The organism is Bacillus sp. FSL W7-1360 (assembly GCF_038592975.1).
GTDB classification, from domain to species: Bacteria; Bacillota; Bacilli; order Bacillales; family Bacillaceae_D; genus Shouchella; species Shouchella lonarensis.
In genome coordinates, this window is record NZ_CP151950.1 from 100,405 (window position 1) to 122,618 (window position 22,214).

The following is a 22,214-nucleotide window of genomic DNA, read 5'->3' on the forward strand; positions in this document are numbered from 1 at the left end:
ATGAAGCCCATGCTTTTAACAGAAGCGATTGAAGCGCCCACCGGAAAAGAATGGATGTATGAAGCGAAATACGACGGCTTTAGGTGTATGTTCGTTTGGGAAGAGCAGCCAATGTTGATTGCCAGAAATGGTCATAAGTTAAACGCCATGTTTCCGGAGATTATTGACTTTTGTCATAAGTTACATGACAACGTTAAACCTTTTTTACCACTCACATTAGATGGGGAATTGGTGTATTTATCAAATAGCAAAAAAAGCGAATTCTCCATGGTTCAAAGAAGAAGTAAAATGAAGGATAAAGATGTCATCGCTGCTCATGCAGCATCTTTTCCGTGCCACTTGATCCTATTTGATGTATTAACCTATAAGGGACAAGCACAAGTGAGTCTTGACTTGGTGATACGGAAACAACTGCTTTCAAAACTATTTCAGGCATTAAACCTACCTGTAAAAGTGGATGATCAGGACGTGCGACGGTTACAGGCAATTGAGAGCCAAGGACAGTATCAGTCACTGTGGCACACAATTCAAGCTTATAATGGAGAAGGGATCGTGGCAAAAAAAAGAACGAGCCAATGGGCGACCGGTGTGAGAACAAAGCATTGGTTAAAGGTGAAAAATTGGCGGTATGTGACGGTCATTATAACGGATTATAATGCTGAGAATGGTTATTTTGGGGGATCGGTGTATCAGCAAGATCAATTGATGGACATTGTCGTTTTTAAGCATGGGATGACAGATGACGAACGAAAAACGTTGGTCAAGTTTATTCAAACAAATGGAGAGAGAAAAAACGAAATATGGAAATTAACGCCGTGCATTTGCGTAGATATTGCTTGTATTGGATTTGATGGAAAGTTAAGAGAGCCAAGGTTCTATGCTTTTCGCTTTGATCAGTCACCGGAGGCTTGTCACTGGCGTCATATGCAGCGGCAGTTAAACCCCCTACCGAAAGATGTGACAATGACACATCCTGACAAGCCTGTATTTCCAGCAATCAATCAAACAAAAAATGATTATTTGCTATATTTACAAACGATAGCTGGTTACATGTTGCCTTTTTTGCAAGACCGTTTATTAACAGTCATTCGTTATCCTCACGGTGTACCAGGAGAGCACTTTTACCAAAAAAGTAGTCCTAAAAATGTCCCTCATTTTGTGTCTACTGAATTACACGATGAAACCAACTTCATTCTTTGTAACAATATTGAAACGCTCCTTTGGTTAGGGAACCAATTGGCACTCGAGTTTCATGTTCCTTTCCAACCAATTAAAACGGAGAAACCGACAGAAATTGTCTTTGATCTTGATCCGCCGTCAGTAAACGAATTTCATCTTGCGATTGATGCGGCGTTACAGTTTAAAGCCATTTTTGACCAGTTTCAGTTGACGTCGTTTGTGAAAACTTCTGGTGGCAAAGGTATACAGCTATACATCCCATTACCATATGATACGTTTTCATATGAAGAGACAGCGATTTTTACACAGTTTGTATGCAAATTTTTAGTAGAGAAGAATCGTAATTGCTTTACAATAGAGCGGTTAAAGAAGAACCGTGGGAACAAATTGTATTTAGATTATGTCCAACATAAAGGAGGGAAAACAATCATTGCGCCATTCTCACCGCGAGGGAATGAAAATGGGCTCATTGCAGCGCCTCTACATTGGGACGAAGTGAACGAACGATTGCGTCCAGAGGCGTTTACAATGCCGACAGTATTAGACCGCATGTATACAGTCGGAAACCCTTTTCGCGACTTTAGAGAGGTAGGCGAGAAGCAGGCTTTTAACAAAGTATTGGACGAGCTGAAAAAACTCTGAAAAGGTTTGCTAGCCTATTGACACTGTAAACAAGTGATGATTTGATATAAGTAGAGATACATGTGGATTGAGTGGGAGGGTATTTATGAACCATAAAAGGATATGGAAACATATGGAGCACTTCGGCAGTGAATATGTTACTTTAGATGCACAATTAGATGGAATGATTGCGAGGGGAGTGATCATTTATTAAGATAAGGAAGCATTTCTTGTTGTGTACGAAGTGTCTTTGGATGGAAACGGGTTAACAAAAGAAGTGAAACTAGAAATCGACCGCTCGAAACAGTTAGTCCTCAAAAGTAATGGCGAGGGAAAATGGTTTCATGATGAGGGTCAAGAGATAAAATCATTAAGAGGCGCAATCGATGTTGACATTTCGATCACACCGTTTTCTAATTCGTTGCCAATTCGTAGATTAACATGGGAAAAAAATCAGTGTAGGGAATTTCAAATGGTGTACATCGCTGTCCCTCATTTAGAAATACAGAAAGTGACACAGCATTATGAATATGTTCGTGAAGAGAAGGGTTTACGGTATTTTCGTTATCAGTGTAGGTCATATGAGACAATGATTACGGTGGATGAAGCGGGGTTTGTTGTTGAGTATCCGGGTGTGTTTTGCGTGAGATAATGATGACTGTAGTGATTGATTTAAAAAGACTCCGAAGACATGATACACTTCAAGCTCTTTTGTGTATTGTCCTACGGAGCCGTTTTACATTTACACGATCAAATCATTGATCTGAATGAATTTTCTATTCTGTTAATGTTATCCCAGAGTACTCGCCAGGACGTGAATCGTAACTGTATACATATAGATAATACGTTCCTGGATTAGCTTGGAAAGCGCCGGACAAGTCTAATCCAGATGTGGTCGCATAGGCAACGGGATTGGTGAGATCTGTTTCTGAATAGACAACCCAGTTCATGCCGATGTTTTGTGTGTTCTCAACATCGATAGAGACGTAGGGTGATGAGTCCACGTCGATCGCAAAAATGTCTAACTCATTATTTTCATCAAAGCCCCCAACAAACCCGGTGTTGAGCGGTAAAGGGGTTGCTGTGTCAATGGATTCGTTTGGTTCAATGGAAGAGACGATATTGCTTGCCACGCCATGGAGGACGACCTCACACGCCACTTGGTTATGTTCATTTACCGTATAATTAGTAAAGTAAGCGGTTACAGTTTTGTAGCCATTCCACGGTTTTTTGGCTAATTCTTCTAATGCATGATCAAGCACAGTGTTCAGCTGTTGCCAATCATGCTCGGCTCCTGCTGTTTCTTCCCCGATATAGGTTCCTTTCAGTAAAAATGTTTGAAAAGAATTGGATGTTTGTTCGGTGAGCGCGACATTTGTTAATGGCAGGATTTCTGTTACTTCATTTTGGACCGACACAAGTGATTTTGGTGTAGGTGGTTGTAAATAATCATCTGACACGGCAGGGTCAATATGGTTGTTGTTACGGTCGATGAGGTGTTGCATATATTGTTGGTATGCATACTTTACAGCGCTATTGCGACTCAATGTTTCTCGATAATGGTCATAAGCAGGTGCGTTATTTGCAAGAATGGTTTGATGTAGCTCATCTAATAAGTCAAATCGATGGGTGTACATATAGGATTGCAAAGCAAAAGCATAGTTGTAAAAATCCCATGTGCCGTAAGTTGCGTATAATGTTTGTTCAAGCGTATATCGATCGCGTGGATGCGTAGCAAAATTGTTGATAATCGTCTTTCGAGGCACGACACGGTCTGTACGGGTTGACCCTGCAAAGAATTCTGCGCCGCCTTCTGAAAACCATGTAAGACGTTCGTTTGCATAAATAGGTCCTTGGCCAAATAGTTCAGGAATAAGGTACCGTCCTTGTAGATAGTGTGTCATCTCGTGTCGGAACAAATCTTCTAAACTGTAAATACTTTGCTCTGGTGTGCGCTCATACGTAAAGAAAGTCCCGTCTCTTTCAATATAAATACCGCCATTATTTGTGTCGTATCCGTATAATAAACGGTTCATGCGATATTCCTGCGGGCTATTGTAAATGACAATGGTAAGTGTATCATCGTGATCGCTGTCATGAACGGGGGTATCTGATCCGACAACCCGATGAAATTGTGCTTTAACTTCTTTTGAGGCCCAGTATAGACGGAGAATTTTTTCGTCTGTGACATCTTCTCCAGTTTTCATCACGATTGACTCATCATCAAATACCGTTGTTTTCGGTAAATAGTAGTCTTTACCATCTTCTATCAGTTGTGCATAGTCAATCGTGTTTCCGTTGTAATCAATGCCATCATAAACAGTAGAGATTTGTTGTGCTGCTGTGTAGTACGTTTCGCTTAAATAGGGGTAAATGTCTAATGCTTCTGTAATGGTTTGCAATCCTATGGAGGAAGTCGTGTGTAACTCGCCGAGGCGACTGATGTAGTAAATGCCGTTGTTAATGATCCAGTCTGTATCGTTTGTGACTTCCCCGTACAAAGCGATGGTGCGTAGTTCGTTTAGGAATGAGTCGATTTGTTGGAACCATGGTGATTGTGCTGGTGGCAGATTATGACTACGCAAATAACTTGTAATGTCGTAATCAATCCCGCTAAGCAAGCTATATAGTGCATTTCCTTTAGAATACGATTTGGCGTATGGGACAAAATTAGCGTTGAATTGTTGCAAAATAGGTGTTGTCAATGTGACGATTTCGTCATTGCTCGAGGCGTTCCCAATAAGTTTTCCATAGGCGTCGACGACTTTATCCTGTTCAGCTGTACCAAGTGAGAAGGCAGGATTTGTAGCGATGGCTTTCAAAGCGGGTAGACACTTGTTATGGAAATCTTGTTCATTAAGATAAGCAAGATCAGAATAGTAAAACCCTAGATAAAAACCAGAACGCAACACTTCTACGAGTGTGTCAATACCTTGCGAGTCGGCTGTTGTATACGTGTGTCCTCTGCTTTCTAATGCATCAATAATAAATTGAACACGGGATTCATCTTCATAAAATTTCAATGAATCTGAATTAAACTCAAATAAATCAGGGATGTCGTACCACTGAATTGTAACCAGTAATTGTACCAATGCGTCATAGCCAAGTGTGTTAAGGTAAGCCATTGAATACGATGCTGTAGGGAGGGTGATGTGACTGGTAGATAATGTCTCGTCATAAGGGGGCTGGATAGAAAGGTCAGCAAGTTTCATTCTTGATTGGAAAGGAAGAACTTCATATGTCTGAGTATCATGTGCCAACTCGTCTTGTGGCATTGTGCGTCCTGGTGGACTGTGTGCAGATAACAACGTGTCTTTTGTTGCTAACGTTGTGACAGCCGGTTTGGTTGGCCAACCGTGTAAGGATGATGTTGGTTCGGGTCCAGCTTGAGCCATACTTGACGGATTAATGAGTACGTGGAGTAGCAGTGCACATAGGGTGAAAAGTTTTAATATGGTTTTCATTTTATGCCTCCAAATTTTTATTGAGATAACTGAAGAGCGTGAGTCATAAATTATATGAGTGCGCATGAGGAAATGTTCATCAGTTATTTTGCTATGCAGTTTGAGCAAGAAGTGTGGTTGCTGTGTCATATTTTTGAAAGGAGGGGTTGCATCTGATGTAGAGATGCGTTAAAATCGAGAACACGGAATGAATATTCATTCCGATCGTGGGTGAGGTGACAAAAATGAATGAAAAAGAGAAGGATATCATTGAGGCAGCGCTAATATTATTCGCGGAGCGTGGTTATGACGGGACAACGGTACCGCTTATAGCGGAACGTGCACATGTTGGTGCAGGAACGATTTACCGTTATTTTGAGAACAAAGAATCGTTACTGAATGTTATTTTTAGCCGATATGTGCAGTTGTTATCAAAGACGTTGCAAACAGATTTTCCAGAAAGCGCGTCGACACGGGCGCAGTTTAGGCATTTGTTTTATCAGCTTGTTCGATTTTCAGAAACAGATTTATCAGCACTAATGATGATTGTTTCGCATGCGAATGTTCGTCATTTGAATGATTCATGCGTCGCTGACTACGAAGCATTTCTCGATTTTGTTCGGGCAATTGTTGAGAATGGTGTCGCAAAAGAAGTGATTCGTCCGTTGCCGACAAATGCAGTGATTTCCATCGTATATGGCGCATTTATTCATTTGGCACAGTCGATTCAGCATGGAGAAATTGAATCGTCACCGCGATTGTTACAAGAAGTAGAAGAAAGCCTTTGGCGTGCGGTTAGTTTATAGATGTACTGATTAATGGGGGTTAGAAAAAATGAAGCGCGTTTTTAATGGGAGAGTATTATTACTATTATTATGGGTCGTTCTTTCCGTTGTGTCTGTACTTACTCTTCCTGATATGGGGCAACTTTCACGAGATAAAGGTGACATTCGTTTGCCTGATTCAGCGCAAAGCATTGTGGCAAGAGATTTATTACAACATATGGATGATGACAACGATGAAACATATGATGTCGTTGTTGTTTGGCATAGTGGCAATAACGCAGCATTAACAAAAGCGCAACGTGACGAAGTAGATGGCATTGTGCGAGACCTTGAGAACGAGGAAGAGCTGCTTGGGATCACGAAAATGACAACACATTTAGATAGCGAAGACATTGCTGCTCAGTTAACGGCAGATGATGAAACAACAATGTTGACGCAACTATCGGTAGCCGAGTCAAAAGGAACGATTGCAGAAGTACGGGAGCAATTAAGAGAAGTGATTGACCCGGAGCAAGTAGATGTGTATTTAACCGGTGCGAAAGTGATTTCGGAGGATTTCGCGAGCACAACAGAGGATGGAATTAAGAAGACAGAAATGATTGCGGTCGTTTTTATTATTGTCGTACTTGTGCTCGTGTTTCGTTCGCCAATTGTCCCCCTTGTGTCGTTGTTGACAGTCGGTGTATCTTATATTGTGTCATTGGCGATCATTGCCAATGCCGTGTTACATGTTGACTTTCCATTTTCTAGTTTCACGCAAGTGTTTTTAATTGTGATTTTGTTTGGGGTTGGAACCGATTATAACATCTTGCTTTATACGCGTTTTAAAGAAGAATTGAGTCATACGGATGATGCATGGCAAGCGGCAAAAGCAACGATCCGGACATCAGGAAAGACAGTTGTATACAGTGGTTTGGCGGTGTTTATTGGTTTTGTAAGTTTAGCATTAGCCGAGTTTACATTGTACCAGGCGATGTCAGCGGTGGCGATTGGTGTCGGGATACTTATGCTCGTATTAACAACACTCAATCCGTTTTTTATGGCGCTACTTGGAAAGAAAATGTTTTGGCCGAGTAAACATTTTGCTGGGCATGGCGATAGCAAAATGTGGGCGTTCTTGTCACACCATGCGGCTTTGCGTCCAGTTATTTCGATTGCGCTTGTGGCGTTGTTGACGGTACCTTTCTTATGGCAATATCGTGGTGACGTACATTACAACGACTTATTAGAAGTGGCAGATCATTATGAGTCAAAGCAAGGCATTAACGTCATTGAAGATCACTTTTCAAGTGGATTTGCTGCACCGGCAACAGTAGTCATTGATACAGGGGATCGCTTAGACGAACAGCTGCCCCTGCGCGTGCTAGATGAGCTAACAGAGGCTTTAAGTAAAGTGGATGGGGTGTCTGAAGTATATTCCGCAACACGCCCAACTGGTGAGCGAATTGAACGGTTATATATTGATGAGCAAACGGGTCAGTTGCAAGATGGTTTGCATGATGCTGGAGAAGGCGCGTTTGAAATTGGTGATGGCTTATCAGAGGCGGAAAAGAAATTAGCTGACCGTAATGAAAATGGCGCTGATCATGTGCAGGCGTTGATCGATGGTACAGGAAAAGCGCAAACTGGTGCGACGGAGGTGGGAAAGGCAGTCGATCAACTTGCTGCAGGCATCTCTGAAGGCGCGGAAGGTGCACAAACACTAAAAGACGGTTTGGCTTCACTAGAGGAAAACTTGGCGTTGCTACAAGGGGCAACAAGTGAACTACATGCCGGTTATACGGAGCTTGAACAAGGATTAAGCGGCTTTGGTACGAAACTGACGACTGTATCTGAGACGGTTGCTTCTGCGTTAGATGGTTGGGAGGACATGTCTGGTGTTGTAAATGAGCTGTTGGCGCAAGTGCCAAATGCCGGGAGCAATGCGCAAATACAAGACGCATTGGCTGCTGTGAAAGAGAAAAAAGCGCATATTGACGCATTATCAAGTGAGCTTACGCAAGCTTCACAAGACTATAACGAAGCGATGACGTCATTCCGAACAGCCAATGCGGCGCTTTCCGAAGTGAACAGCAGTTTAACAAAAATGAAAGATGGCGCTGAGGAATTAAAGGAAGGTGCAGCCACATTACAAACTGGACTAAGTGAAGGAGCGTCAGGTTCAAAAGAGTTGTCCACGAACACAGCGCAACTCGCTTCAGGGCTAGGTCAGATTAAAGAAGGGCAAACATCGCTACAAACAGCGCTCACAACGTTAAGTGAACAGATGGGTGCGTTGCAAGATGGCTTGCACGCAGGTTCAGAAGGACTTAACGAGTTGCGCGATGGTTTAGCTGATGCGGAAGGGTTTTTAGGTGATTTGAGTGGTTCTGCGGCAACGCACACGTTTTTTGTCCCTGATGATGTGCTAACGGGAGATCGATTCCAAGCAAGTCTAGATGCGTATATGTCACCGAATAGAGAGACAACGAAGTTAACGGTCATCTTAGAAACGAATCCGTATACGGTTGAAGCGATGGACGTTATTAGTGAAGTGAATGAGACGGCAGCCGCCGCATTGCAAGGAACCGTGCTCGATGAGGCGACTGTTGCAGTTGGTGGGCAATCAGCGATTAATGCAGATTTGCGCGAAGTAGCGAGTGGCGATTTCTTACGGACGGCAGTGCTGATGCTTGTTGGTATCGGGATTTTCCTTGTGATCATTACCCGTTCGGTCAAACTACCAATCTTTATTATTGGTTTACTCGCGTTTGCTTATGTGACTTCGTTAGCAGTCACAGAGATTGTAAGCAAGTATTTACTAGGTGTAGAAGCACTCAGTTGGAATGTCCCGTTTTTCGGTTTCATTTTACTTGTCGCAATCGGTGTGGACTATAGTATTTTCTTATTGATGCGATATAATGAGTTGCCCGGAGATCCGCTGACAGCAATGAAAGAGGCGGCGCGACACATCGGCGGTGTCGTCATTTCTGCGGCAATCATTCTTGGTGGCACATTTGCAGCGCTATATCCATCAGGTGTGCTTACACTCATTCAAGTGGCGACACTTGTCATCGTTGGTTTGGCATTGCTGAGTGTATTACTGTTACCAGTCATGTTGCCGGGGTTGATGAGACTCGATCAAATATTGGTGAAATGGAGTGGGCGAAAGAGAGATTTTAGTGAAAAAGGATAAGGAATAAGCCTCCTAGTGGGGCTTTTTTTCTGTTTCTGCACGCTAATAAAAACGAACATATGTTGCTAAGTGTTGGGGGTATGTAGTATGATCAGAAGAACTGGAGCAACTTGATAGTGGAAGGATTGTGGAAAATGAACGAACAACAAATCAAACAACTCATTTACGAAGTTGAATGGATGATGGCCGTATTAAAAGAAGTAGCGTTGCTCAATCTACCCGACTGCTGGGTATGTGCCGGGTTTGTACGCGCGAAAATTTGGGATGTTTTGCATGGGTATGCGCGGACGATATTGCGAGACGTCGATGTCATTTACTTTGATCGTGATAATTGTGATGAGCAAAAAGAAAAAGCGTTGGAAGCGCTATTACGAGCGCGCATGGAAGATGTGTCTTGGTCAGTAAAAAACCAAGCGCGTATGCATGAAGTAAAGGGGGTTTCACCGTACTTGTCATCCACGGATGCGGTCGCAAAATTTCCCGAAACAGCAACGGCGCTTGCGGTAAGATTGGTAGAAGGTGAGTTAGAGTTAATGGCACCGCATGGACTGGAAGATGTCGTCAATTTGATCGTGCGGCCGACGCCCTTTTTCAAGGAATCTCCCGCTTTAATGAATAGCTATCACGAGAGACTACTTAAAAAGGATTGGTCAGCGCACTGGATAAAGTTGCGCACGGTACACGAAACGGCAGCGGAAGCACTAGATGCCTATATCGTCGCGACAAACAGCCATGATTTTCGTCATGTAGCACGGCTGTTGCATGAACGATCGGTTTATTATTTTTCAAACAAAACATGTCAAACAAAAGCGGAGATCGGTGCTTATTTTACCGCTGCTTGGCAACATATTATCGACGAGCACTATGAGGCGATTGATCGTGTGTGGTTATGTGAGTCTGTTTGTTTATATACGTATCGTTACAGCGGTTTTGTAGATGGGGAGTACGTAACTGGTAGTGGCAGAGCGACAAATGTGTTTGAAAAAGTGGGCGATACGTGGCTATTGTTGCATGAACATTTGAGTGCAAATCCACGATAAATCGTATGTGAGGAGCTCATTTATCGGTACACACCGCGCAAATGACATTTTACATCCAACAGTGCATCTTCATGTTGCTTATTTACGAGCGGTGGGACGTTGTCGGTTGCGAAAAACTGTAGTTCAAGCGTCTCCGGGCTGTTTGTACATAAGTTTCCACCAATGTTTTTAAGCTCAAAAAAGATTATGATGGTTTGCGCTTTGTCGCCTGATGGATAGTGGTCATCGTATTTTGTGTAGACACCAATGAGTGCATGTACGCGCACATCTAGTCCCGTTTCTTCTTTTATTTCGCGAATGACTGCTTCTTCAGCGGATTCACCGAGTTCGATCGCACCCCCAGGGAAACCCCATGTCTTCTTGTCGCTTCTTCTTTGTAGCAAAATTTCTCCGCGATCATTGCGAATACATCCAGACGCGAAATTTAAAAATACTTTTTCCGTTCCAACTTTGTTGCGTAACCATTTGATGTAGTTCATCGTTTTCCTCCTGCTAGTGAGTCACTTTAAGTATACATGTAAACGTTCCGTTTGTGCGAGAAGACGAAGCGTTTGTTGCTAGTTTTAGAGAGGATATAGTATTATGCAGGTATATGAGAGGTGAGCAAAATGAAGTTAGGTGAGACATTAAAGATATTGCGAGAATCACAAGGGTTGTCGCGCGAAGATGTGGCCCAGTCGTTAAACGTGTCACGGCAAGCGATCTACAAATGGGAGACGGACAAAGGGTATCCTGATTTAATTAATCTCATGGCACTGAGCGAGTTGTTTCAAGTGACAGTGGATGAATTATTAAAGGGAAAGCAGGAAGTAGCTGCACATGAAGGTGAGCAGGAGGATTGGGAAGATGAAAAAGATATGGCGTTGGCAGAAGTGGGGGATCGCGGTGAAGTTGTTCGTGAAGGGGACATAAAAGAAGGAATAGGTGTTGATGTTGGCTTTGCTATCGGTTTAATTATGATGGTTATAGGTGCTATTTTGGATTTCGGTCAAGTGTCGATATTGTTGATGGTGCTTGGGGTCATGTCAATTGTGTTTTTAGATGATTGTATTGAGTCTGTATTCACATGGAACCGACAGAGAAAAGAGCGTTGGTAATCCGCAATGTTTTGCGAGTTGATTGTTACATTATTTGTATGAATGACGACAGTAAGGAAAAACTATGAGTGAAGACCGCCCGTTGTATAGAAAGAGGAGAAGCGATGAATTGTCAATCGAGCGAAGAGTTGCAACAACTTGTCGATCAAGCAAAATCTTATACCAAAAAAGGGAAAGTAGCTGATTATATCCCGGCGCTTCAGCTTGCTGATGCAGATAAACTTTCGGTCGCTGTATATTATCCAGACGGGACATGCGCGTCTGCTGGTGATATTCACGAAAATTTTACGTTACAAAGCATTTCAAAAGTATTGGTGCTAGCGCTCGTACTGATGGATAGAGGCGAAGCGGATGTTTTTTCTCGGGTTGGAAAAGAGCCGACCGGTGATCCGTTTAATTCCATTGCCAAGCTTGAGACAAACAAACCATCGAAACCGTTAAACCCAATGATTAATGCCGGCGCACTAGCGGTGACACACCGGATTGTCGGTGGGACTGTTCACGAACGATTGGAACGCTTGCTGGCATTTGTGCGGCAGTTAGCGGATAATAATGAGATTTTTTATAATGAAGAAATTGCGCGATCTGAATTTGAGACAGCTGATTTGAATCGCTCACTATGTTTCTTTTTAAGACAACACAACGTTATTGATGAAGACATTGAACAATTGATTGACTTATATACGAAGCAGTGTGCGATAGAAATGAATTGCCGTGACCTTGCCCGTATCGGTTGTGTGTTGGCGTTAGATGGTCGCGATCCAAAGACGAATGAGCAATTGCTACCAGCACGTGTGGCGCGGATTTGTAAAACATTTATGGTCACATGCGGGATGTATAATGCTTCTGGTGCGTTTGCGATAAAAGTCGGTATTCCAGCGAAAAGTGGTGTTGCTGGAGGCATTATGGGCGCGCTCCCGCATCAATTTGGGATCGGGGTTTGTGGTCCGGCGCTAGATGAAAAGGGAAACAGCATTGCCGGAATGAAGTTGCTAGAGATGATGTCAGAGAAGTATGGGTTGAGTATGTTTTAACGGGGGAGAGACAGGGATGACAACATTTTATATTGCGTCTAGTTTTCGCAATCGCACGCAAGTTCAATTTGTACGTGATGCACTCATAGAAGCAGGTCTTTCTTGTACATATGATTGGACGAAACATGGGCGCGCAACGACGGTGGCACAATTAAAGGAGATTGGTGAAAAAGAGATGAAAGCTGTTCGTTTAGCGGACATTATGATCATTCTGTTGCCGGCTGGCAAGGGGAGTCACGTTGAACTTGGGCTTGCGATTGCAGAACAGAAAGCGATTTATTTGTATTCTTCAGGTGGTGAAGCGTTGGCTCCTGAAGTTGCGAGTACGTTCTATTATTTACCGGGCATTTATCATTGCACGGGGACGCTGGATGATTTGGTTCAAGTCGTTGTGAGTGAAGCTTTCAATCTAACGGGGAGGGTTTAAAAATGACTGTACGTGAAAAAAGGATTTGTCAAAAGGGACATGAGTATTTCAAAAGTAGTGATTGTCCTGTTTGCCCAATTTGTGAGAAGGCGCGCGCACCGGAAGAGGGCTTTCTTTCTCTATTATCAGCGCCAGCGCGGCGGGCGCTAGAGCACCATGGGATTACGACTTTAACGCAACTTGCCAGCTGCAGTGAAAAAGAGGTTTTAGCACTCCATGGTTTAGGTCCAGCGTCTTTGCCGACATTAAGGACAGTGTTGCAAGAAGCGGGCTTATCGTTTAAGCAGTGAACAGTTTGCATGTTCGTTGCAGATAAGATCGTTTGCGATTCAAATGCTTGTTCTGGTATGATAGTTATAGAAGTACGAAGGAATTTTCCAAATGAAAGGATGATGTGCAAATGTTATCAGAAAAAATCACCGAGGCACTGAACAAACAAATGAATTTGGAGTTCCAAGCAGCGCATGAATATATGGCGATGGCGGCGCATTGTCACGATTTGAATTACGATGGCTTTGCTGACTTTTTCATTCAGCAAGCAAAAGAAGAACGGTTTCATGGCATGAAAATTTACACCTTTTTAAATGACCGTGGAAGAAAAGCAATCTTTGGTGCGATCGAAGCCCCTAAGACGGGTTTTGACACTGTACTGGACACGTTTGAAGCAGCACTCGCACAAGAGAAAGAAGTGACAAGGCAGTATTACGATTTGTACGATTTGGTTAGAGAAGAGCGGGATTATCAAACGATGTCGTTTCTCAATTGGTTTTTAGATGAACAAGTGGAAGAAGAGTCGATGTTTGACACGCATATCGGTTATTTGAAGCGAATTCAGGGGGATGCGAATGCCCTTTATTTATATGAGCGAGAGTTAGGGCAGCGAGAGTTTACGGAAGAGGAAGCGTAGGTGTCAAATCTTTATTAGTACGAGTGACTGGAAGACGCTCATAGCAACACCTCCTTTCAGAAAGGAGTGTGCTGTCCACCCTTAAGGTTCCATATATTATTGCTGTAATAGGAACATACAGTATGTCTCCGGAAAAAAGAGACCCACGCTGGTCTCTTTTTTAATTCCCCTGCCCATAGGGAAACTGGCTCTCATACCCCACATGCTGTGTATAACTCTCCTGAATTTTACTCGTATCCGCCGCTTCAAGTGGGTACAAACCCTTTTGAAACATGCACTCGTACAGGCGACGTTGCATTTGATTGGATTCGTTGCTAATTTGGTGGATCGTTTCATATAAAGAAGTGTGACTCGCTTCGTGTTCAGCAATCGCATAAGAGACAGTAATATATTTTTCCGTCGTTAACATGTCGGTAATGAAATCGCGATCGGTCATATTTGATGTGTCAGGGATCGGAATCGCTGGGTTTTGAATTTTTTTGCTCATGATCTCTGGCTCCTTTCTATTGGTGGTATTGCCCGTCTTGCGTATGTCCGTGTAAGTGGGTAAGTAGTTGCTCGTAATGGTGTTGATGCATGTGTCCTGCGTCTTCAATTGCTTGTTTAATATCAGCATCTTGACAGTGGCGCGCAAAAAAATGGGCCTTTTTCATTGCATTTAAGTTCCAAGCGAGCATGTCGTTCATGTAATTTAAATCTTTCCCTGTCATGATCGCTGGGGGCTCAGGCATTGTTTGTGCTTGTTGTCCGCTCATGTTAGATTGCTGCATAGGTTGTTCATTCAATTGTTTTGCACCTTCTTTCTGTGATCTTGTTGCTACAGGTGATAGTGTAAAGCAGGAGGTGTATTTTTATGCGTGGCAAAGCGATATATACAAGCATAATTTAAAAAGAAAAACGAAAAATTTTTCTTGCAAACGGTATCAATTTTCGATATAGTTAAGGGGAGCTTAAAGAAAGCGCTTTTTTATTACAAATAAAATGAATGAGTGTTCATTCGTTTTTTGATTCTCGAGAGGAGGAGTACAATGACCCGACATATTCGAAAAGCAGCCGTAATCGGGGCAGGCGTGATGGGTTCAGGCATTGCTGCACATTTGGCAAACGCAGGTGTACCCGTTCTTTTGTTAGACATGGTGCCTAAAGATGTAGAGGGCAATGGTGGAGGTGCGGCAACGGTCACGAAAGCAAAGTCTCGTAATGCTTTAGTTGACAGTGCGATTGCGAAATTAAAAAAGCAAAAGCCAGCACCACTTGCGACAAAATCAACGATATCGCTCATTGAAACAGGGAATTTGGAAGATGACTTTGACAAATTAGGCGAGGTTGACTGGATTATTGAAGTGATTGTCGAAAATCTTGATGCGAAAAAAGCGTTGTTTACGCGCATTGACGCAGTACGTAAGCCAGGGACAATTGTCACTTCAAACACATCAGGAATTTCCATTAAAGCAATGGCTGAAGGCCGGAGTGAAGACTTCAAGCGTCATTTCTTAGGTACGCATTTCTTCAATCCACCGCGTTACTTGAAGTTGCTGGAAGTGATTCCAACAGAAGAAACTGATGCAGATGTTGTATCGTTTATTCGTAACTATGCAGAAAATACCCTTGGTAAAGGTGTCGTTGAAGCGAAAGATACACCGAACTTTATCGCGAACCGCATTGGTACGTATGGTTTACTTGTGACTGTCCATGAAATGGTGAAAAAAGGCTATTCCGTCGGTGAAGTTGACTCTGTGACCGGTCCACTCATTGGTCGTCCGAAAAGCGCGACGTTCCGGACGCTTGATGTGGTTGGACTCGATACATTTTTACACGTAGCTAAAAATGTTTATGATGAAACAACAGGTGGCGAGCAAGAGATGTTTGATCCACCAATGTTTATGAAACAAATGGCGGAAAAAGGTTGGATCGGCGCGAAAAGCGGGCAAGGATTTTACTTGAAAAAAGGCAAAGAAATCTCTGAGCTTGATCCAACGACGCTTGAATATGGTCCGCGTAAAAAGTTAAAAGCGGCATCAATTGAAAAGTCGAAGGCAGTGAAATCGAAGCGTGATAAGTTGCGTACGGTTGTCTTTGCCGAAGATCGTGCCGGAGAGTTACTATGGTCGATTTTAAAACCTGTGCTTTTGTATGCTGCGGAAAAAACATACGAAATCGCGCATGACGTACTTGCCGTCGATGAAGCGATGCGCTGGGGCTTCGGCTGGGAAATGGGACCATTTGAGCTGTGGGATACGCTTGGCGTGAAAGAGACGCTTGATAAAATGCAACTTGAAGGCGAAGTCATCCCGAGCTGGGTCACAGAGATGATCGAAAAAGGGCATACGCATTTTTACAATGATGGGACGTTCTATCACCACGGGGAGTACGTGCCAACCCGCAAGCACGACAAGTATATTCCATTAAAAACACTTGCAAAAGAGAAAGTCATCTTTAAAAATACAGGGGCAAAATTAATCGACATTGGTGACGATGTTGCCTTATTACAATTTACATCACCGAATAATTCGATCGGCTTAGATGTCATCCAAATGCTGAACAAGTCAATTGACGAAGCGGAGAAAAATTACAAAGGTCTTGTGATCGGCAATGAAGGCAAGAACTTCTGTGTCGGTGCCAACATCATGATGATGTTGATGGAAGCGCAAGATGACAATTTCTTTGAACTTGATATGGTCATTCGTCAGTTCCAAAAAGTGACGACACGCATTCGTTATGCAAGTGTACCAGTCGTTGTAGCGCCGTATGCGATGACACTTGGTGGTGGTGCAGAGATTTCCTTACCAGCCGCAAGCATTCAAGCATCACACGAAACGTATATGGGCTTAGTAGAAGTTGGCGTCGGTTTAATTCCGGGCGGCGGCGGAAACAAAGAATTATACTTGCGCAACTTAGAGCGTTTCGGTACAGATAAGTTGACAAGCATTCATCAAGCAGCGCGTGAGACGTTTGAAGCGATTGCGACAGCGAAAGTGTCGACATCAGGTCCAGAGGCCATTGACAATGGTTATTTATTAGCGCGTGACGATATTATTATGAATGATCAATTCGTCAACCATGCAGCGAAGCAAAAAGTGCTTGAGCTCCATGCGAAAGGCTACAAAGCGCCTGCACGCAAGAAAATCCCAGTTACAGGTGAAGCCGGTTATGCGACGCTCATGCTCGGGGCAAAAATGATGGGCTGGGGCGGTTATGCGTCAGAACATGATTTAAAGATTGCGGGAGAACTTGCATTTGTTATCTCTGGTGGTCGTGTGAAAGAAGGCACGCTTGTTGATGAGCAATATTTACTCGACTTAGAACGTGAAGCTTTCTTACGTTTAATTGCGGAACCGAAAACACAAGCACGGATGCAACATATGCTTGCAAAAGGCAAGCCATTGCGTAACTAGTGAACAAGGAGGGATGACAGACATGAAAGAAGCAGTCATTGTTGCCGGAGCAAGAACACCGGTTGGAAAAGCAAATAGAGGATCGTTTGCGGCAGTACGTTCTGATGATTTAGGTGCCGCGACAGTGAAGGAAACATTGAAACGAGCGAAGCACATTACGCCAGAAGAAATTGATGATGTCATTATCGGTTGTGCGATGCCAGAGGCAGAGCAAGGCATGAACATGGCACGGAACTTAAGTGTCCTTGCCGGTTTACCGGAAACGGTACCCGCGGTGACAATTAACCGTTATTGTGCGTCAGGCTTGCAAAGTATTGCTTACGGTGCAGAGCGCATTATGCTCGGTCACTCAAAAGCGATCATTGCCGGTGGCGCTGAGTCGATGAGCATGATTCCAATCGGTGGGCATGTGATCAAGCCGAACCCAACGCTTGTTGATGAAGCGCCTGAGTATTACATGTCAATGGGCTTTACAGCTGAAGCAGTTGCGAAGCAGTATGACATTTCGCGTGAGGACCAAGATGCATTTGCGGCGGAAAGTCATAAACGAGCGGCTGCGGCGATTGCTGCCGGGAATTTCACCGACGAAATTGTGCCATTTACAGTGAAGCAAGAAGAGATGGGCGAAGACGGCAAAGTGATGCTTGTAGAGAAGACAGTAGACACGGATGAAGGTGTCCGTACCGATACAACGCCACTGACGTTAGCTAAATTAAAGCCAGCTTTCCAATTGGGGGGCACGGTAACAGCCGGAAACGCGTCACAAATGAGTGACGGCGCGGCAAGTGTGCTCGTCATGGAAAAAGAAGAAGCGCTTAACCGCGGCATGGCGCCACTTGCAAAGTTCCGTAGCTTTGCCGTTGCTGGTGTACCACCAGAAGTGATGGGAATCGGTCCAATTGAAGCGATTCCAAAAGCGGTTCAATTGGCAGGTTTATCACTTGCAGACATTGGCTTGTTTGAGCTCAATGAAGCATTTGCCTCACAGTCACTGGCGATCATCCGTAAGCTCGGTTTAGATCATGACAAAGTGAATGTCAATGGTGGTGCGATTGCGCTCGGTCACCCACTTGGCTGTACAGGTGCGAAGTTGTCACTCACATTGTTCAATGAAATGAAACGACGCGGTGAGCAATTTGGTGTCGTCACGATGTGTATCGGTGGCGGCATGGGTGCTGCAGGTGTGTTTGAACTCGTTTAAGTGTCAAAAGAGGGGCATACGTCCCCTCTATCAATCTAACCCAATATTAGGAGGTTTTGTCATGAGTGAAACAACAAAAGACTTGATTAAAGGCGGTAACTTTTTGCTAGAAGACATTGACGCAGAGCGTGTCTTTACACCGGAAGATTACACAGAAGAGCACTTAATGATCGCCCGGACAACAGAAGAGTTTGCGGTAAACGAAGTGGTCCCTGTACTAGAAGAAATTGAAAATCATCACTTTGATCATACGGTTCGTTTATTGAAATCAGCAGGTGAGCTTGGCTTGCTTGGTGCCGATGTACCAGAAGAGTACGGCGGTGTAGGCCTTGATAAGATTAGTTCATCACTCATCTCTGAAAACTTTAACCGTGCCGGTGCGTTTGGCTTAAGCCATGGTGCCCACGTTGGCATCGGTTCTTTACCAATTGTGTTCTTCGGTACACACGAGCAAAAGAAAAAGTATTTACCTGGTTTAGCAAATGGTACGACAATCGCTGCCTACGCCTTAACAGAGCCAAGTTCAGGTTCTGATGCGCTTGGTGCCAAAGCAACAGCCGTGTTAAACGAAGAAGGCACGCACTACGTATTAAATGGTGAAAAGCAATGGATCACAAACTCTGCTTTTGCAGAAGTGTTTGTTGTGTATGCAAAAGTGGATGGCGAGAAGTTCACGGCCTTCATCGTAGAGAAAGACTATCCGGGTGTGAGCACGGGCCCAGAAGAAAAGAAAATGGGTATTAAAGGCTCATCGACACGTACATTGATTTTAGAAGATGCACTTGTGCCGAAAGAAAATGTACTAGGTGAAATTGGCAAAGGTCACGTTATTGCGTTTAACATTTTAAACGTTGGTCGTTACAAGCTTGGAATTGGCTGTGTCGGTGGCGCGAAGCGTGCGCTTGAGCTTGCAGCAACCTATTCTGTTGAGCGTAAGCAGTTCAAAACGCCAATCTCTGAGTTCCGTTTAATTCAAGAGAAACTTGCTTCCATGGCCACTGAAATTTACGCATCAGAGAGCTCCATCTACCGTACAGGTGGTTTGTTCGAAGATCGTCTTGGCAGCTTAAGTGAAGAACAACAAAAAGACGGTCGTGAAGTCGCGAAGTCGATTGCAGAATATGCGATTGAGTGTTCACTAAACAAGTTCGCTGGTTCAGAAATGCTTGACTACGTGTCTGATGAAGCGGTACAAATCCACGGCGGATACGGCTTCATGGCTGAGTACGAAGTAGAGCGTATTTACCGCGACTCTCGTATTAACCGGATTTTCGAAGGAACAAACGAAATCAATCGTTTGCTCGTACCAGGTACGTTAATGCGTAAAGCGATGAAAGGTGAGCTTGCGTTCCTTGAACAAGCACAAAGCTTGCAAGAAGAGCTCATGATGTTTATGCCAGAAGAAACTGGCGACGAGCCGCTTGCGCAAGAAAAGTATTTAGTATCGACGATGAAAAAAGTGTTCTTAATGGTCGCCGGTCTTGGTGCGCAGAAATACGGTCCAGCGCTTGAGAAAGAGCAAGAGATTCTTGCAATTGTCGCTGATATCGTGAGCGATATTTACTCGATGGAGTCTGTCGTTTTACGTACAGAAAAAGCAGCAAACAAAACGTCGTTTGAAAAAGAAGCACAAAAGCTTCTCATGACAGAAGTATTCGTTCAAGAAGCAGTGAACCGCATTGAAGCAAGCGCGAAGAAAGCGTTAATTCACATGCAAGAAGGTGACACGCTCCGTACGATGATGTCGATGTTGCGTAAGCTTACGCGCCATCAACCAATCAATGTCGTTGAGAAAAAGCGTGAAATTGCAAAAGGTGTCATTGCAGCGAAGAAATATGTTGTTTAATTAGGTGACAATTTTGGGGCTCTAAATAGAGCCGCAAAAATAAATAAAAATACTCCTCTCGCAAGGAGTATTCTCCTCAGTCAAGAAGAAGTCTGCATGCAGACTTCTTCTTTTCACATAAAGATTGAATTTTCGTCGTGACCGTCATAAAATAAAGCCAAGGGGTGATTTTGATGCCAGCAACAACAGAAACACCTTTATCAAAGAAACCAAAAATAGGACGGATGAAGAAAGTGATCATAGGGTTAGTTATTTTTATTGTACTCGCGATCTTAGCAGTGGTTGGCGTTGCAACATATGTTGGTTGGAACTTATCACACCCAGAACGAGTAGAGATTGATGAGACACCAGCTGACCATGGACTCAAGTTTGAAGAAATTGGCTTTAAAAGCAAAGCAGATGATATTTCCTTGAAGGGCTGGTGGATCCCGGCGCAGCGAGAAGGGGAAGAGATACAATCGACCAAAGCAGTTGTGTTTTCACACGGTTACGGACAATCTCGTTTGCAAGCAGGGAATCAAATCCTTCCTCTCGCAAAAAGGTTAGCAGAAGAAGGCTATCATTTGTTGTTATTTGATTACCGTGCTTCTGGGGAATCTGAAGGAGATGCGGTCACACTTGGGCAGTATGAGTCGCAAGATTTGTTGTCCGCCTTTTCGTTTGCACAAGAGGAAAAAGGAATGGACGATGTCGCTGTGATTGGTTGGTCAATGGGCGCTGCTTCGGCTTTACTAGCAGTTGCGCAGTCAGATACAGTTGATGTTGTGATCGCCGACAGTCCATTTGCGAATTTACGCCAGTATCTATCATCTAATTTGTCGCATTGGAGTGATCTGCCAGATATCCCATTCACGCCTGTGACGATGCAAGTAATTCCAAGGCTCATTGGTGCTAACATTGATGAAGTAAGTCCAATTGATGCGATCACGCAAGCAGAAAATAAAGTCGTCTATTTCATCCATGGCAAAAATGATGACGCCATTCCGTATACAGATAGTGAAGCAATTCATGCTTCTATGGGCGCGGGAAATGAATTATGGATTGCGGAGAATGACGGACATGTAGAGACAGTGAATGAACTAGCTGATGAATATGCCGACAAAGTTGTCCGCTTCTTACAGGAAAACTTTTAGTCAGCTTTAGAAGGAGAGAAAATGATGACGCTAAAAATGTACCACTACCCAAAATGTAGCACATGTCGGAAGGCGCAAAAGTGGCTCAATGATCATGGTATTGCATATGAAGCCATTGATGTCGTGAATGCCCCACCGACAGCAGCGCAAATTGAACAATGGCATAAAGATAGTGGGGAAGCGCTAAAACGCTTTTTTAATACGAGTGGACAGAAATACCGCGCCCTTGATTTAAAAAATAAACTTGCCGATATGTCTGAACAAGAACAGTATGCGTTGCTTGCTTCTGATGGTATGCTATTAAAACGTCCACTTGTGACAGATGGCAGCCAAGTTACGCTTGGTTTCAAAGAAGATGTTTATGAAAACACTTGGTTAGCGAAAGAAAAATAAGTGCATCTCATTTGGGGATCATTTTTAATTATGGTAAAATGAGCTTGAATGTGTTGTGATGTTTTTTGGAAAAAGTGTCAACCCTAATAAGGAAATGATGATGGAGGCGATGAGGATGAGTAACTTACCTGAAGAACTAAAGTATTCAGAGGAACATGAATGGGTGAAAGTAGAAGGTGACAACGTCCGCATTGGGATTACATATTTTGCCCAGTCTGAGCTTGGCGACATTGTATTTGTAGAGTTGCCAGAAGTCGGTGATGAGATCGAAGCGGATGAGCCATTTGGTAGTGTTGAATCTGTCAAAACGGTTTCTGAGTTATATGCACCAGTGAGTGGAAAAGTCGTTGCAGTGAATGAAGAGCTCGAAGACTCACCAGAATTTGTAAATGAATCACCATATGGGAAAGCATGGATGATTGTCGTTGAACCAAGCAATATGAGTGATGTGGAAAATCTGATGTCTGCTGGTGAGTATCAGGAAATGATTAGCGAAGCAGAATAAATCTGACATGTTCTAAAAATGATGATTGACGGT

The 22,214-nt window shown here is 43.5% G+C and carries 20 protein-coding genes; 16 read left to right on the top strand and 4 right to left on the bottom strand.

From position 1 onward, the window contains the following. Both NSQ26_RS00525 and NSQ26_RS00530 read left to right on the top strand, forming a co-directional pair. The gene (locus tag NSQ26_RS00525) at positions 1–1,821 is read left to right on the top strand and encodes a DNA ligase D (RefSeq protein WP_499718764.1); all 1,821 of its coding nucleotides are present in this window, start codon (positions 1–3) and stop codon (positions 1,819–1,821) included. A 214-nt stretch (positions 1,822–2,035) separates the two neighbouring features. Then, entirely contained in the window at positions 2,036–2,452 is a 417-nt protein-coding gene (locus NSQ26_RS00530; protein WP_499718765.1) for a putative glycolipid-binding domain-containing protein, read from the top strand. A 124-nt stretch (positions 2,453–2,576) separates the two neighbouring features. Here the strand turns inward: NSQ26_RS00530 and NSQ26_RS00535 are convergent, their stop codons facing one another. Then, positions 2,577–5,264, bottom strand: coding sequence for a collagenase (locus tag NSQ26_RS00535; protein WP_499718766.1), 2,688 nt, complete (start codon positions 5,262–5,264; stop codon positions 2,577–2,579). Between the two features lie 224 nt (positions 5,265–5,488). On the opposite strand from NSQ26_RS00535, the gene NSQ26_RS00540 reads away from it, so the two are divergent. The 3 genes from NSQ26_RS00540 (at position 5,489) to NSQ26_RS00550 (ending at position 10,243) form a co-directional block, all read left to right on the top strand. Continuing rightward, on the top strand, positions 5,489–6,049 hold the full coding sequence (locus NSQ26_RS00540; protein ID WP_245701087.1) for a TetR/AcrR family transcriptional regulator: 561 nt from the start codon (positions 5,489–5,491) through the stop codon (positions 6,047–6,049). Positions 6,050–6,077: 28 nt separating this feature from the next. Continuing rightward, positions 6,078–9,203, top strand: coding sequence for an MMPL family transporter (locus tag NSQ26_RS00545; protein WP_499718767.1), 3,126 nt, complete (start codon positions 6,078–6,080; stop codon positions 9,201–9,203). A gap of 134 nt (positions 9,204–9,337) precedes the next feature. Then, positions 9,338–10,243, top strand: coding sequence for a nucleotidyltransferase family protein (locus NSQ26_RS00550; protein WP_499718768.1), 906 nt, complete (start codon positions 9,338–9,340; stop codon positions 10,241–10,243). A gap of 20 nt (positions 10,244–10,263) precedes the next feature. Here NSQ26_RS00550 and NSQ26_RS00555 read toward each other — a convergent pair whose 3' ends face one another. Next, positions 10,264–10,722, bottom strand: a complete 459-nt coding sequence (locus NSQ26_RS00555) for an NUDIX hydrolase (RefSeq protein WP_499718769.1) — start codon at positions 10,720–10,722, stop codon at positions 10,264–10,266. Positions 10,723–10,851: 129 nt separating this feature from the next. On the opposite strand from NSQ26_RS00555, the gene NSQ26_RS00560 reads away from it, so the two are divergent. The 5 genes from NSQ26_RS00560 to NSQ26_RS00580 all read left to right on the top strand — a co-directional run bounded on the left by NSQ26_RS00560 (position 10,852) and on the right by NSQ26_RS00580 (position 13,708). Then, entirely contained in the window at positions 10,852–11,340 is a 489-nt protein-coding gene (locus NSQ26_RS00560; protein WP_499718770.1) for a helix-turn-helix domain-containing protein, read from the top strand. Positions 11,341–11,444: 104 nt separating this feature from the next. Next, positions 11,445–12,374, top strand: a complete 930-nt coding sequence (gene glsA, locus NSQ26_RS00565; protein ID WP_499718771.1) for a glutaminase A — start codon at positions 11,445–11,447, stop codon at positions 12,372–12,374. Between the two features lie 16 nt (positions 12,375–12,390). Beyond that, entirely contained in the window at positions 12,391–12,801 is a 411-nt protein-coding gene (locus NSQ26_RS00570) for a nucleoside 2-deoxyribosyltransferase (RefSeq protein WP_499718772.1), read from the top strand. A gap of 2 nt (positions 12,802–12,803) precedes the next feature. Continuing rightward, positions 12,804–13,091, top strand: a complete 288-nt coding sequence (locus NSQ26_RS00575; protein ID WP_499718773.1) for an RNA polymerase alpha subunit C-terminal domain-containing protein — start codon at positions 12,804–12,806, stop codon at positions 13,089–13,091. A gap of 110 nt (positions 13,092–13,201) precedes the next feature. Then, positions 13,202–13,708, top strand: coding sequence for a ferritin (locus NSQ26_RS00580; protein WP_090775178.1), 507 nt, complete (start codon positions 13,202–13,204; stop codon positions 13,706–13,708). A gap of 160 nt (positions 13,709–13,868) precedes the next feature. Here NSQ26_RS00580 and NSQ26_RS00585 read toward each other — a convergent pair whose 3' ends face one another. Both NSQ26_RS00585 and NSQ26_RS00590 read right to left on the bottom strand, forming a co-directional pair. Further along, complete coding sequence (locus NSQ26_RS00585; protein WP_499718774.1) at positions 13,869–14,195, bottom strand: spore coat protein; 327 nt, start codon at positions 14,193–14,195, stop codon at positions 13,869–13,871. 16 nt (positions 14,196–14,211) lie between these two features. After that, on the bottom strand, positions 14,212–14,493 hold the full coding sequence (locus tag NSQ26_RS00590; protein WP_499718775.1) for a hypothetical protein: 282 nt from the start codon (positions 14,491–14,493) through the stop codon (positions 14,212–14,214). A gap of 243 nt (positions 14,494–14,736) precedes the next feature. Here NSQ26_RS00590 and NSQ26_RS00595 point away from each other — a divergent pair, with 243 nt between their 5' ends. From NSQ26_RS00595 to gcvH, 6 genes are all read left to right on the top strand, one after another. Further along, complete coding sequence (locus NSQ26_RS00595) at positions 14,737–17,103, top strand: 3-hydroxyacyl-CoA dehydrogenase/enoyl-CoA hydratase family protein (protein WP_499718776.1); 2,367 nt, start codon at positions 14,737–14,739, stop codon at positions 17,101–17,103. A 22-nt stretch (positions 17,104–17,125) separates the two neighbouring features. Continuing rightward, complete coding sequence (locus NSQ26_RS00600; RefSeq protein WP_499718777.1) at positions 17,126–18,304, top strand: acetyl-CoA C-acetyltransferase; 1,179 nt, start codon at positions 17,126–17,128, stop codon at positions 18,302–18,304. 61 nt (positions 18,305–18,365) lie between these two features. After that, positions 18,366–20,150, top strand: coding sequence for an acyl-CoA dehydrogenase FadE (locus tag NSQ26_RS00605; RefSeq protein WP_499718778.1), 1,785 nt, complete (start codon positions 18,366–18,368; stop codon positions 20,148–20,150). Between the two features lie 173 nt (positions 20,151–20,323). Next, complete coding sequence (locus NSQ26_RS00610; protein WP_499718779.1) at positions 20,324–21,283, top strand: alpha/beta hydrolase; 960 nt, start codon at positions 20,324–20,326, stop codon at positions 21,281–21,283. Positions 21,284–21,307: 24 nt separating this feature from the next. Beyond that, on the top strand, positions 21,308–21,676 hold the full coding sequence (locus NSQ26_RS00615) for an arsenate reductase family protein (RefSeq protein ID WP_499718780.1): 369 nt from the start codon (positions 21,308–21,310) through the stop codon (positions 21,674–21,676). A 115-nt stretch (positions 21,677–21,791) separates the two neighbouring features. Continuing rightward, entirely contained in the window at positions 21,792–22,181 is a 390-nt protein-coding gene (gene gcvH, locus NSQ26_RS00620; protein WP_090775172.1) for a glycine cleavage system protein GcvH, read from the top strand. Positions 22,182–22,214 lie beyond the last annotated feature (33 nt).

What these genes read in the sequence shown, in the direction of transcription:
- NSQ26_RS00525 (WP_499718764.1), top strand. Translation starts at nt 1, where the DNA reads ATGAAGCCCATGCTTTTAACAGAAGCGATTGAAGCGCCCACCGGAAAA.
- NSQ26_RS00535 (WP_499718766.1), bottom strand. Translation starts at nt 5,264, where the DNA reads ATGAAAACCATATTAAAACTTTTCACCCTATGTGCACTGCTACTCCAC.
- NSQ26_RS00540 (WP_245701087.1), top strand. Translation starts at nt 5,489, where the DNA reads ATGAATGAAAAAGAGAAGGATATCATTGAGGCAGCGCTAATATTATTC.
- NSQ26_RS00545 (WP_499718767.1), top strand. Translation starts at nt 6,078, where the DNA reads ATGAAGCGCGTTTTTAATGGGAGAGTATTATTACTATTATTATGGGTC.
- NSQ26_RS00550 (WP_499718768.1), top strand. Translation starts at nt 9,338, where the DNA reads ATGAACGAACAACAAATCAAACAACTCATTTACGAAGTTGAATGGATG.
- NSQ26_RS00555 (WP_499718769.1), bottom strand. Translation starts at nt 10,722, where the DNA reads ATGAACTACATCAAATGGTTACGCAACAAAGTTGGAACGGAAAAAGTA.
- NSQ26_RS00560 (WP_499718770.1), top strand. Translation starts at nt 10,852, where the DNA reads ATGAAGTTAGGTGAGACATTAAAGATATTGCGAGAATCACAAGGGTTG.
- glsA (WP_499718771.1), top strand. Translation starts at nt 11,445, where the DNA reads ATGAATTGTCAATCGAGCGAAGAGTTGCAACAACTTGTCGATCAAGCA.
- NSQ26_RS00570 (WP_499718772.1), top strand. Translation starts at nt 12,391, where the DNA reads ATGACAACATTTTATATTGCGTCTAGTTTTCGCAATCGCACGCAAGTT.
- NSQ26_RS00575 (WP_499718773.1), top strand. Translation starts at nt 12,804, where the DNA reads ATGACTGTACGTGAAAAAAGGATTTGTCAAAAGGGACATGAGTATTTC.
- NSQ26_RS00580 (WP_090775178.1), top strand. Translation starts at nt 13,202, where the DNA reads ATGTTATCAGAAAAAATCACCGAGGCACTGAACAAACAAATGAATTTG.
- NSQ26_RS00585 (WP_499718774.1), bottom strand. Translation starts at nt 14,195, where the DNA reads ATGAGCAAAAAAATTCAAAACCCAGCGATTCCGATCCCTGACACATCA.
- NSQ26_RS00595 (WP_499718776.1), top strand. Translation starts at nt 14,737, where the DNA reads ATGACCCGACATATTCGAAAAGCAGCCGTAATCGGGGCAGGCGTGATG.
- NSQ26_RS00600 (WP_499718777.1), top strand. Translation starts at nt 17,126, where the DNA reads ATGAAAGAAGCAGTCATTGTTGCCGGAGCAAGAACACCGGTTGGAAAA.
- NSQ26_RS00605 (WP_499718778.1), top strand. Translation starts at nt 18,366, where the DNA reads ATGAGTGAAACAACAAAAGACTTGATTAAAGGCGGTAACTTTTTGCTA.
- NSQ26_RS00610 (WP_499718779.1), top strand. Translation starts at nt 20,324, where the DNA reads ATGCCAGCAACAACAGAAACACCTTTATCAAAGAAACCAAAAATAGGA.
- NSQ26_RS00615 (WP_499718780.1), top strand. Translation starts at nt 21,308, where the DNA reads ATGACGCTAAAAATGTACCACTACCCAAAATGTAGCACATGTCGGAAG.
- gcvH (WP_090775172.1), top strand. Translation starts at nt 21,792, where the DNA reads ATGAGTAACTTACCTGAAGAACTAAAGTATTCAGAGGAACATGAATGG.